The organism is Magnetococcales bacterium (genome assembly GCA_015231925.1).
GTDB lineage: Bacteria > Pseudomonadota > Magnetococcia > Magnetococcales > JADGAQ01 > JADGAQ01.
Map to the genome: position 1 here is coordinate 1 of JADGAQ010000135.1, position 11,643 is coordinate 11,643.

9 protein-coding genes are annotated in these 11,643 nt (G+C 63.1%); 2 read left to right on the forward strand and 7 right to left on the reverse strand.

Annotation, left to right across the window (positions count from 1 at the left end):
- From HQL56_13825 to HQL56_13855, 7 genes are all read right to left on the reverse strand, one after another.
- On the reverse strand, positions 1-225 hold a 225-nt coding region (locus tag HQL56_13825; GenBank protein ID MBF0310599.1), incomplete at its 3' end, for a glycosyltransferase.
- A 19-nt stretch (positions 226-244) separates the two neighbouring features.
- Positions 245-1,924, reverse strand: a complete 1,680-nt coding sequence (locus HQL56_13830) for a SagB/ThcOx family dehydrogenase (protein MBF0310600.1) — start codon at positions 1,922-1,924, stop codon at positions 245-247.
- Entirely contained in the window at positions 1,921-2,517 is a 597-nt protein-coding gene (locus tag HQL56_13835) for a hypothetical protein (protein ID MBF0310601.1), read from the reverse strand. Before HQL56_13835 ends, HQL56_13830 begins: the two co-directional genes overlap by 4 nt.
- 7 nt (positions 2,518-2,524) lie before the next feature.
- Positions 2,525-4,342: a chorismate-binding protein gene (locus HQL56_13840; GenBank protein MBF0310602.1), complete on the reverse strand. Its 1,818-nt coding sequence runs from the start codon at positions 4,340-4,342 to the stop codon at positions 2,525-2,527.
- Between the two features lie 39 nt (positions 4,343-4,381).
- Positions 4,382-5,269, reverse strand: coding sequence for a CoB--CoM heterodisulfide reductase iron-sulfur subunit B family protein (locus tag HQL56_13845; protein ID MBF0310603.1), 888 nt, complete (start codon positions 5,267-5,269; stop codon positions 4,382-4,384).
- Positions 5,270-5,292: 23 nt separating this feature from the next.
- A complete protein-coding gene (locus HQL56_13850) occupies positions 5,293-6,276 on the reverse strand; it encodes a 4Fe-4S dicluster domain-containing protein (protein MBF0310604.1) in 984 nt (327 codons plus the stop codon).
- A 36-nt stretch (positions 6,277-6,312) separates the two neighbouring features.
- The gene (locus HQL56_13855; protein ID MBF0310605.1) at positions 6,313-8,010 is read right to left on the reverse strand and encodes an FAD-binding protein; all 1,698 of its coding nucleotides are present in this window, start codon (positions 8,008-8,010) and stop codon (positions 6,313-6,315) included.
- A gap of 312 nt (positions 8,011-8,322) precedes the next feature.
- Between HQL56_13855 and HQL56_13860 the strand changes: the two genes are divergently transcribed.
- Together HQL56_13860 and HQL56_13865 are read left to right on the forward strand one after the other, a co-directional pair.
- Positions 8,323-10,911: a leucine--tRNA ligase gene (locus HQL56_13860; protein MBF0310606.1), complete on the forward strand. Its 2,589-nt coding sequence runs from the start codon at positions 8,323-8,325 to the stop codon at positions 10,909-10,911.
- A 6-nt stretch (positions 10,912-10,917) separates the two neighbouring features.
- Entirely contained in the window at positions 10,918-11,424 is a 507-nt protein-coding gene (locus HQL56_13865; GenBank protein MBF0310607.1) for a hypothetical protein, read from the forward strand.
- Positions 11,425-11,643: the final 219 nt, after the last annotated feature.

Genomic DNA, 11,643 nt, shown 5'->3' on the forward strand with positions numbered 1-11,643 from the left:
CCCGCTCTTCAGCGCCGCCCCCTTGCCCCGGTTCTCCCCATGACGCAACACCACCACCCCCTCCCGTTGCGCCACCTGGGCGAAAATCCCCTCCCCGGACGAGCCGCTGCCATCATCCACCACCACCAGCCGCCCCGCCCCGGCAGCCTTCAACGCATCCACCAGAAGCAGCAATCGCTCGTCCGCTCCGTAACAGGGAATCAACACCGCACAGTTCATGACCACTCACGCCCCGTTCGCTTCCTCACGGACGTTCACCCAAATGGGCATACGGCGCCAACGTCATCAATCGCCGATCGATCACCGGAAGCCCCACGGTAAAATGGTACATGCTCTGAAAAGTGGAATCCTTCAATCCCAACATCTCGTGAAACAGATCGTCGAAGTAGCAACCGATGCCGCACCCCCGAAAGCCCTCCGCCTCCGCCCCCAGATAGAGCATCTGCCCCAGCAATCCCGCCTCCCAGAACAGCCGGCGGTAACCCCAGGAACCCATCTCATCCAATACCCGCTCGAACTCGCTCAAAAAGCCCAAACTGAAAGAGGCATCCGCGGCAATATCCTGATGACAGGAGAGAAAACGAGCCTTCTCCGTCAGTTCCTCCTCCGTCGACAGACAAAACAGCGGCAGCTCGGGAGGACACTCCGGCGGCACACTCCAACGGAAACCCCGCTTGAAACGACGCTCCAAAGTCTCCTTCACCTCCTCCTGCCGGCAAAGCAGATAAAGGCCCGGCGCCAGCCCCTCCACCCGATGCACCATGAACACCGCATGCACCGCCGCTCGCCAGGGCCATGCCGGCGGCTCGAAGGGAAAACCCCGCCTCGGCATGAGCCACTCCGCCATGCGATAGAACGACTCACGGCCCACAACGCCCTGATCATCGTAACGTTGGGCACTGCGCCGCTGACGAATCAGATCGCTGCACAAGCCCCCGATCGTCTTCGCTGCCCAGGAGGGACGCTCCGCAAGAGGAAGGGGGTCGCAGGCCGGCAACTCACCCCCGCCGGGACGTTCGCTCAAATGGGCCGCCTGAGCAATCACCGGCCATTGGTGCTGATGCCGTTGACTCAACGGAACGGCTTCCCCGAACCATCGGCCCCGGTTCAACCCCTTGGACAGCTCCTTCAACTCCCAACCCTGAAGGGAAACCGGCATGGGGCCCGCTTCCACCAGAAGCAACAGGTCGGGATGCTCCTCCTCGTCGGCGACAAAATCGCCGTTGCGCTCCAAACCCAGCAGTTGCCCCAGCAGACGGTCGCCGACATCGGTCATCATCCGCACCCGCCAGCCAAAAAGGGCCGCCGCAACCATCACCGCTCCCAGAGCGTGTCCCGTATCCAACTGGCAGTAACGGAACGCCCTCTCGCCGTATTTCCAGGCCTCCCTCCAGAACACCGAGGAGAATCCCAACAGAAAGGCCTGACGTCCCAGCAATCCTTCCATCAGGGAAGCCGAGCCCGGATCCGGCTGCCAGCGCCGCTCCAGCAGATGCTGATCGACCCGATAATGAAACAGTCCGCCGCCCTCTTCCGTCAGCCCCTCTCCCAGCAGCAGGTAGGTCTCCGTGGGATGCAGATTGCCGCTGGAGGGATTGCAGCGCAGGGACCAGCGCACCTCCAGATACTGCTTCCAGGCACTGAGCCCCAGGGACAACTCCAGAAATTTCCCCAGCGACTGGCGCGTCAGGGCCCTGGGCGCGATCTTCTCCCCCTTCCACAGCGTGGCGAAATCGACGCAAGGCTCTTCCCCCCCCAGAGGCAGGGGCAGCCCGGGCGCCCCTTCGAAGCATCGAAACGGCTCCGGCTGGGTCTCCCAGTCCATGTAGCCAGGTCCGGGAGAATAGCGTTCCGGACGGTGTTTGCTGCCCTGATGATAGGCCCGGATATCTTCCAGCGGCAGGGGTTCGGGATGGCGTTTCATGGCAGCTCCCGCACGGTTTGTCGTCCCGCGTCGGCCAACATGGCCACGACCCGGTTGCGCCAGCCATCGCGGAACCGTGTTTCCAAAAGGGGATCCCCTTCCCCTGCCAACAGACGGGGCATCAGCGCCGCCACCTCCGCATCCAGGGGAAAGGCCTGGGCGGAAAAGGTCAACCGGATACGGACCCCTGTCGCCGGACGATGGAACAACCAGCCCGACAGACCTTGCGACTCCCCCCCGTAACGCAACAATCCTTTGCGCACGAAGCGGCCACCCAGCCCGGCAAAACCGTTCGTCGCCGCCGCACCCGTCAACAGAGTCACCACCTGGCCGATGGGACCGTTCACCCCGGCATCGACGGCTCCTGCGGCGATCACCTCCACCTCCCCCCGCCGGGGAAGTTCATCGGGGAAAAGGCGCATCATGCCGTGACGGGCCATCAAAAAGGCCCCCGCCACCGTGGGACAGGCATGACCCGCCAGCTTCACCGCATCGGCGAAGGTGTAACGCATCGTCCCGTTCCCCGCGCCCAGAAAGGCGGACAGGGGATCGATCACATCCAGATACGGTTCCGGGGGAAAGAGTCTCTCCATACCGCGTTCACCCTGGGTAAAAAGTCACCGGCAGGATCTCGTCTGCCGCCTGCCACGTCGCCAGATGCCGACCATCGGCATCCACCACTTCCCGCACCCACTGGCTGCCCTGCACCGCATTGCCCATGACCACCGCCTTGGCGCGCAACAAGGCGTCCCGATCCAGCGCCTCTTCCCGCGCCCCGGTGGCCACCATCCAGGCCTGTCGCCACAGGCTGGGCAGCAACCCCTCCTCCAGGGGAGAAACGCGCCAGCTGCCGTCTTCGCCCAAAACAGCCAAACCCCGAATGGTCCCTTCCGTCAGACAACCCCGATTGTTGAGAAAGAGGCTCTCCTGGCAGCCCAGCTCCCGTGCCTGTTGCAGCTCCCGTTGAAACCGCTCCCGCCGGGTGGTCTTGTGTTGCAACAGAGGATCCTGACGGTCCATGCGCCACCGGGCCAGACGCACCCGCAACCCGCCGTCCACCCTCTCTCCAAGACGCCAAGTATACCCGATCGATCCGTCGGGGTGGAGTTCCAGGCGCAATACATCGGTCGATTCCGGCCGTTTTTCCAAAGCGCGACGCACAACCTCGCGCACCGTCGATACCTCACACGGCAAACCCAACACCCGCGCGGAACGGGTCAGCCGGGCCAGATGGCGTTCCAGCCAGGGAATGACGCCGTCCGCCTGCACCCGCATGGTCTCCAGCAATCCGGGACAGGTCAAGTCGAAATTCCGGGTCAAAAAGGCCGCTTTGTGGTGCAGCTCCTGCCACTCCGCGGCGGGATCGGCCTCGGCCACGATACCGCCACCCAAACCCAGGCGGCCCCCGTCACGGGGATTCCAGGTCAGGGTGCGAATGGCCACGTTGAAGGAGGCCTCCTCTCCGCCGGGCGGAAGAAGACCCATCGTTCCCGTGTACAAACCCCGGGGCACCCGCTCCAACTCCCGGATCCATTCCATGGTGCGATAGCGCGGCGCCCCGGTGATGGAAGCCGCCGGGAAAAGCGCCTCGAAGAGAGCGGCAAGGCCGACGCCTTCCCGCAAACGCCCCCGCACCACACTCTCCAGATGATGCACCGTGGCGAAATCGCGCCGCTCCATGAAGCTGGGAACCGCGATGGAACCGGTGCGACAGATGCGCCCGAGATCGTTGCGGGCCATATCCACGATCATCACATGTTCCGCCCGCTCCTTGGCGGAAGCCAGGAGCCCCTCCTCCTCCCCCAAACCGCAGGTTCCCTTGATGGGACCGGACAGCAGCCAGTCCCCCTGGAGACGAAAGAACATCTCCGGCGAGAAGGAGGCCGCCATCCGGGCCTGTTCCGGACCGAAAAGATCATCCCCGAAATGGATCCACAGGCTCCAGGGATGGCGGTGACGCACATGGCGATACAAAAACAGGCTGGCCGGATCGGGCAGATCGGGCAACGTGGCCGGCAGGGTGAAATTGACCTGATAGGTCTCACCCGCCAGAATGGCCTCCCGAATGGTTTCCAGGGAGTATTGATAGGCGTGGCGAGTCAGCGGCAGATGGCAGGCGAAGCGCCCCGGATCCGCCACGGCGGGGAAGAGAGCCGGCCTGGCCCGGTCGAAGAGGCCGAACCAGGCCAGGACGGTTCCGTTTGCAACGGGCCGGACCGGAAGAGCGAAAGCCGCCGCCGCCTCGTAAGCCAGGCAGCCCACGGCCCACAATCCGCCCCGGGCCGCTTTCCGCACCTCTTCCAGAAGCGGGGCCACCTCCGAAGCGGAGCGGGCGGTCAGCACGACCAGCGGCTTCTCCAGCCAGAGGGGTCCCCCCGGATGGGCGAAGTCGACCAGGGCGCAGGGCCCGTCGCGCAACCGCTCCGGCAGCGCGACAACCGCCTCCGGAGCGGAGATTTAAAGCACCTCCCGGGCCACGAGAACCGGACGGGGACTGACATGCAGGCGATTCAGTCCCAACCGTTTCTCGTCGATACCCATGGCCGCCCCCAGCAACTGGGCGAAGTTGAGTTCCGGCAGGTCGATGGCGCGGTTGACCACCTTTTCCGCCAGGTGCTGATAGGAGCCCATGGCCATGTCGCACAGGGTGCAGGGGCTGATCATCACTTCGGCGCCGGCATCCTTGGCTTCCAGACAGTTCTTGGCCACCATCTGGCGCATTTCGATACGGTCCGAAAGCATGACGTGGAAGCCGCAGCACTTGTCCTTGCCGGAGTAGCTGACCGGATCCCCGCCGAGCAGGGTGATGAGCCGGTCAAGGTGATCCGCCTCCTCGCCCCCCTTGTTGGCCATGATTTCGCTGGGACGCAGATTGTGGCAGCCGTAGAAGGGAGCCACCCGCATGCCGTTCAGAGGCCGGCAGATCTTGCTTTGCAGCAGTTTGGGGTCCACCACGTCGGTGATCACCCACAACAGGTGCATCACCTTGATGGAGGCTTTGTAGGGACGCACCCCGGCCTCCTTGAGAACTTTGTTGATGGCTTCCAGGATCTCCGGTTCCGTCTTGAAACGGTAGTTGGCATGGGAGAGGGTCTGCAAACAGGTGTTGCAGATGGTCACCAGATCGTGTCCCTGCTCTTCCGCCTCGGAAAGGATGCGTGCCGCCACCGCCAGGGAGAAGGCGGGTTTGGTCTCCCGCAGACTGACCGCGCCGCAGCAGGTGGCTCGCGGCATGGGATGCAGCCGTATCTGCAGCTCCTCGGCCACGGCCTGGGCGGCCATCTCGGCCTCCTTCTGGATCTGCTTGGCCGCGCATCCCGGGAAATAGGCGAATTCCAAAGTCATGTTGCTCTCCTCCTGCTCCGGGATTATTCGGGACCGACCTCTTTGGCCTTGGTCTCCACGTCGACGGGATGCTTCTGCAGAATGTCATAGATCCTGCCCAGCTCTTCCACCCCTTGCGCCTTGTGGGGGAAGGGAGACGGCACCTTGCCCTTGCGTACCAGATGGAGAATGGCATCCCACTCCTTGAGGGAGCCCATGATACCCACGGAACGCAACACCAGCGTGGCCTCGTTGAGGTCGCCCGATTTGATGATATCGCCATGGAAGGCCAGGGCGTGCCGGGCTCCCGCGCCCTGGGTCAACCCCGCCGCTACCGCCCGGGTGCGCAGTTTGACGATGGCCTCCATCGGCTTCACATCCTTGGGACAAACCTCCACGCACATGGTGCAGCGGGTGCAGGTCCAGGCCATGTTGGCCTCCGACAACTGCTCCAGGCGGGCGGTTTTGCGGCCTTCCCGGGGATCGGAGACAAAGCGGAAGGCCTTGGCCAGGGCCGCCGGTCCGATGAATTCCGGGTTGACCTCCGCCATGGTGCAATCGGAGTAGCAGCAGGCGCACATGATGCACTGCGTGACGTGATTGACCTGATCGTAGGCGGAAGGCCCCACCTTGGTCTGGGTTTCGGCGCCATCCTGCAGATAGGGGGTGATCTTGTGCACCCGGTTGAAGAAGGGCCGGATGTCGATGGCCAGATCCTTCAGAATCGGCTGGTTGCCCTGGGGAGAGATCTCCACCACCCCACCCCGGGCCACGGAACCGATATGGGTCTTGCAGGCCAGACGGGTCCGTCCGGAGATCTTCATGGCGCACGAGCCGCAAATGGCCGAACGGCAGGACTGACGGAAGGTCAGGGTGCCATCCTGATGGCCCTTGATCTCCTCCAAGGCGCTCAACACCGTGGATGTGGGCCGGGCTTCGACCCGGAACTCCTGCCAATTGGAATCCACAATCCCTTCGGCAACCCGACGATTGCGTTGAATCCGAAATATGTAGGTCTCTAACGACATGGTTCCCTCCTCACAATGACCTGCCCCTCGGGCCGGTTAATAGACCCGATCCTTGGGAGCATACTCGGGAATACCCAGGGTACGCACCGCCTCATAGGAGAGGACCACCTCCTCCTTGCCGGCATCCCAGTGAGCCAGGGTATGTTTGCGCCAGTTGGGGTCATCCCGCTTGGTGAAGTCGGTGCGGGAGTGGGCTCCCCGGGACTCCTTGCGGGCCAGCGCCCCCTTGACGATGGCCTCTCCCAGATCGATGAGGTTGCCCAGCTCCACGGCTCGCAGCAGATCGATATTGAACACGGACGATTTGTCGTCCACATGGATCAGCTTGTAGTCCTTGCGAATTTTGGGGAACTGCGCCGCCATGGCCTCCAATCCTTCCGGAGTGCGGAACACGCCGCAAAAGGCATTCATGGAGGAAGCCAGCCGGCCATGAAGCTCCACCGGACGAATACCCCAATCCTGACGGTTCTTCAGCTCTTCGATCCCCTCCTTGACGAGACGCAGATCCTGCTGGGGGAAGTCGTGCAGCTTGGTGGAGGGTTTGGCCACATATTCGCTGGCGTGTTTGCCGGTGATCTTGCCGAAGACCACGGCATCCAGCAGCGAGTTGCCGCCGAGGCGATTGGCCCCATGCACCGAAACACAAGCCGCCTCGCCGGCGGCGAAAAGACCCGGCAGGGGCGAAGCCCCGTATTTGTCGGTGCGGATGCCACCCATGGAATAATGCACCGTGGGCCGCACCGGAATGGGTTCCTTGATGGGATCGGTCCCTTCCAGATCCATGGCCAGGGTGCGAATCTGGGGAAGCCGTTCCAGGATCTTTTCCGCGCCCAGGTGGCGCAGATCCAGGAAGATGGCCCCGTCCCGACCCCGTCCTTCCATGATTTCGGTCTGCTCCGCCCGGGAAACCACGTCACGGGAGGCCAACTCCCATTTGGAAGGGGCATATTTGCCCATGAAGCGCTCACCCAGGGCGTTGATGAGATAACCGCCCTCGCCCCGGGCCCCTTCCGTCACCAGAATGCCCGAGGTGCGCAGGCCCGTGGGATGGAACTGCACGAACTCCAGGTCCGCCAGGGGCGCGCCGGCCCGCATGGCCAGGGCCATGCCGTCCCCGGTATTGGTGGTGGCGTTGGTGGAGGAGAGGAATACCCGTCCGTAACCGCCGGTGGCGATGAGAACCGCCTTGGCCCGGATGGGAAAGATCTCCCCGGTTTTGATATCGTAGACCACCACCCCGGCAATATGCCGCTCGGAGTCGGTGACCAGTCGCAGGGCGTGGCACTCCTCGTAGACGGGAACCTTGGCCTTGACCAACTGCTCCCAAAGGGTGTGCAGCAGCACCTGTCCGGTCCGGTCCGCCGCATAACAGGTGCGGTCGAAGTTGGCGCCGCCGAACGGCCGCTGGGCGATGAGCCCCCCTTCGGCGCGGGAGAAGGGACACCCCATGCGATCCATTTCCAGAATCGATTCCGGCGCTTCCTGGGCCATCAACTGAATGGCGTCCTCGTCACCGATATAGTCGGATCCCTTGACGGTATCGAAGGCATGGGATTCCCAACTATCCCTCGGATCGATGGCTGCGTTGATCCCTCCCTGGGCCGCGCAGGAATGGCTGCGCAAGGGGTGAATCTTGGAGACCAGGGCCACGTCCACCTTCGCTTTCACCCCTTCGATGGCGGCACGCATCCCGGCCAAACCCGCTCCGATGATCAACAGGTCGTGGCTCTTCATGATTCTTTATAACCCTCCCTCTCCGCACAGCGATAGCCTATCCCGTCTTTTTCAATAACAAGCAATTCCCCTGCTGGCAAGGAAACGTGCGCATGCCAGAGGGTAAAGGATGACCAACCCCTTGTCAAAAAATTATTGATACCAATATTCTACATCTTTATGATTCGATTTTGTCGGGTGATTTCGTCTCACCGGGACAGGCAGCCGTGCCGGACTTTCCCCCCACCGCATTCCCGGACCTTGGTTCGAGGCCCTTGCCGGGGTTATGATATCCCCCGCATCAGGCAGCCACTTTCGTCAAGGACCGACCCAATGAATCAGGAACGCTACAACCCCCAGGCCGTCGAGGCCAAATGGCAGGAACTCTGGAGCCGGGAAGAGACCTTCAAGGCGGTGATGGACCCCTCCCGGGAGAAATTCTACCTGCTGGTGATGTTTCCCTACCCCTCGGGACGCATCCACATGGGGCATGTGCGCAACTACGCCATCGGGGATCTGATCGCCCGCTATCAGCGGCTGCGGGGACGCAACGTGCTGCATCCCATGGGTTGGGACGCCTTCGGCATGCCGGCGGAAAACGCCGCCATCAAAAAAGGGGTGCATCCGGGGGATTGGACCTACGAAAACATCGCCACCATGCGCAAAGAGCTGCAAAGCATGGGGCTCTCCTACGACTGGAGCCGGGAGCTGGCCACCTGCGACCCAGACTACGCCCACTGGGAGCAAGTTCTCTTTCTGAAGCTTTACCAAAAGGGGCTGGTCTATCGCAAAAAATCCCTGGTCAACTGGGATCCGGTGGACCAGACGGTGCTGGCCAACGAGCAGGTCATCGACGGCAAGGGCTGGCGCAGCGGGGCGGCGGTGGAACGGCGAGAGCTGGATCAATGGGTACTGCGCATCACCCGTTACGCCGACGAACTGCTGGCGGATCTGGAACGGCTGGCCGGTTGGCCGGAGACCGTGCGCACCATGCAGGCCAACTGGATCGGCAAGAGCCACGGGGTGGAGTTCTCCTTCCGGCTGGTCGGCAGCGACACCCTGCTTCCGGTTTACACCACCCGTCCGGATACCATCATGGGTGTCACCTTCTGTTCCCTGGCGGCGGAACACCCCCTGGCCCGGGAGGTGGCCCGCAACAATCCGCAAGCCGCCGCCTTCGTCCACTCCTGCCAGCAGGGCCCCACCAACGAGGAGGCCCTGGAACGCATGGAAAAACGGGGCTTCGATACGGGGCTGCGGGCCATTCATCCCCTGACGGGTCAAGAGGTGCCCATCTTCATCGCCAATTTCGTGTTGATGCATTACGGCACCGGCGCGGTCATGGCCGTGCCCGCCCACGATCAGCGGGATTTCGAATTCGCCAAGGTCCACAACCTGCCCATCAAGGTGGTGATCCAACCGCCGGGAAGCCTGCTCGACGGGGAGACCATGACCGAGGCCCACACCGGGCCCGGCGTGCTGGTGGCTTCGGGAGAGTTCGACGGACTGGACAACGAATCGGCCAAGGAGGCGGTGGCCCGTGCCTTCGAGGAGCGGGGCATCGGTCGGAGCCGGGTGCAGTATCGCCTGCGGGACTGGGGCATCTCCCGGCAACGTTACTGGGGCAATCCCATCCCCGTGGTGCATTGTCCCGCCTGCGGCGTGGTTCCCGTTCCCGAGGAACACCTGCCGGTCCCCCTGCCACGGGATGTCTGCTTCACCGGCGCGGGCAACCCCTTGGCGCTGCATCCCACCTGGAAGGAGACCTCCTGTCCCCGTTGCGGGGTCGCGGCCCGACGGGAAACCGATACCATGGATACGTTCATGGAATCCTCCTGGTATTTCCTGCGTTATTGCAGCCCCCGATGCCGCACCCGTCCCCTGGACACCGCCGAAGTGAACCACTGGATGCCGGTGGATCAGTATGTCGGCGGGGTGGAACACGCCGTGCTGCATCTGCTCTACGCGCGCTTTTTCCACAAAGCCCTGCGGGATCTGGGAGAGGTGGCCTGTGCCGAACCCTTCACCCGCCTGCTCACCCAGGGCATGGTGCGCAAGGACACCTTCCGTTGCGCCGACCACGGCTGGCTGCATCCCCGGGAGGTCGAGGAGCGGGAGGGACAACCCTTCTGCCAGACCTGCCAGCGCCCCGTGGAGCGGGGTCGCAATGAAAAGATGTCCAAAAGCAAGAACAACGTGGTGGATCCCAACGAGCTGATCGCCGGATACGGCGCCGACACCGCCCGCCTCTTCATGCTCTTCGCCGCGCCGCCGGAACGGGATCTGGAGTGGAACGACAGCGGTGTCGACGGAGCCTGGCGCTTTCTGAACCGTTTGTGGCGCATGGTGCTGGAGATCGGGGATCGCCTGCCCCCCGGAACCCGTCCCCTGACGGCCATGCCGGATGAACCCGCGTTGCGCACCCTGCGAGGCGTGGTTCACGACACCATCGCCCGGGTTTCGGAGGATATCGAGCGGCAGCAGTTCAATACGGGTATTGCCGCCGTCATGGAGCTGGTCAATGCCGGACTGGGCCATCTCGGAGACGGGGAGAACCCCGATCCCACGGCGGAAGAGGCCGCCCTGCTGCTGGAACTGGCCCGCACCGCCCTGCTGCTGCTCAATCCCTACGCCCCCCACATCACCGAGGAGCTCTGGTCCCGACTGGGCCAACCGGGAATGCTGGCCAACCAATCCTGGCCGGTTGCCGATCCCGAAGCCCTGGTGCGGGCCGAAATCGAGGTGGTGGTACAGGTCAACGGCAAATTGCGTTCCCGTCTCATGGTGCCCACCGAGGCCGACGAGGCGGAGTTGCAAAGAAGGGCCCTTGCGGATGGGCGTGTTACCCCCTACCTTGCCGGTAAGCAGGTTCGCAAGGTGGTGGTGGTTCCCGGTCGTCTGGTCAACATCGTCGTCTCCTGAGTGCCCATGATCGCCAAACGCTTGTTGCTGATTCTCGGCCTACTGTTCACCGCCCTGCCTCTGGTCTCCGGGTGCGGCTACCGTTTTCCCGGAGAGGGAGGGACTGCCGCGACAGGCGGCGGCACCTACTCCTCCATCCGGGTTACCGGCGAGGGGGCCAAGCTGCATCCGGCCCTGGCGCACCGGCTGCAGCGGGAGTTGATCCGTCGTCTGGGGGGCTCCCTGGATGAAGGGCGCATCCTGCGGGTGGAGATGGAACCGGTCAACCGGGCCGGACGGCTGGAAAACAGTTCGGGCAAGATTCGTCAATACCAGATCAGCGTTCGGGCCAAACCTTTCCAGGAGAAAGCCGAGCCGGGCAAGTGGCCCTCCATGGAAGGGCGCGCCACCTGTTACGAGATGGACACCATTCAGGCCAGTCTTTCGGCCAGACAGCAGGCGGAGCAGGATGCGGTGGATCAGTTGGCTGATTCCCTGGCCGCGCTGCTCGCCTCCCCCGAACGTCCCGAATAGGTTTTGACGGTTATTGTGTTATTGTTTTGACTTTCAATATTTTAATCTTTTAAGTATCAAAAAAAGAAAATGTTCTAATCCTTTGACTTGTTCTTTATTAAGATCGCGCACCTGTTTCAGAACCCTGTGCGGCGTGACCGTATCGACAGCAAAAAGTCCCAGGGCTCCGCCCTGGACCCGCCGGGGGGGATAATCCCCCCCGGACCCCCGTATAACTGA

What these genes read in the sequence shown, in the direction of transcription:
- HQL56_13835 (MBF0310601.1), bottom strand. Translation starts at nt 2,517, where the DNA reads ATGGAGAGACTCTTTCCCCCGGAACCGTATCTGGATGTGATCGATCCC.
- HQL56_13845 (MBF0310603.1), bottom strand. Translation starts at nt 5,269, where the DNA reads ATGACTTTGGAATTCGCCTATTTCCCGGGATGCGCGGCCAAGCAGATC.
- HQL56_13860 (MBF0310606.1), top strand. Translation starts at nt 8,323, where the DNA reads ATGAATCAGGAACGCTACAACCCCCAGGCCGTCGAGGCCAAATGGCAG.
- HQL56_13830 (MBF0310600.1), bottom strand. Translation starts at nt 1,924, where the DNA reads ATGAAACGCCATCCCGAACCCCTGCCGCTGGAAGATATCCGGGCCTAT.
- HQL56_13865 (MBF0310607.1), top strand. Translation starts at nt 10,918, where the DNA reads ATGATCGCCAAACGCTTGTTGCTGATTCTCGGCCTACTGTTCACCGCC.
- HQL56_13850 (MBF0310604.1), bottom strand. Translation starts at nt 6,276, where the DNA reads ATGTCGTTAGAGACCTACATATTTCGGATTCAACGCAATCGTCGGGTT.
- HQL56_13855 (MBF0310605.1), bottom strand. Translation starts at nt 8,010, where the DNA reads ATGAAGAGCCACGACCTGTTGATCATCGGAGCGGGTTTGGCCGGGATG.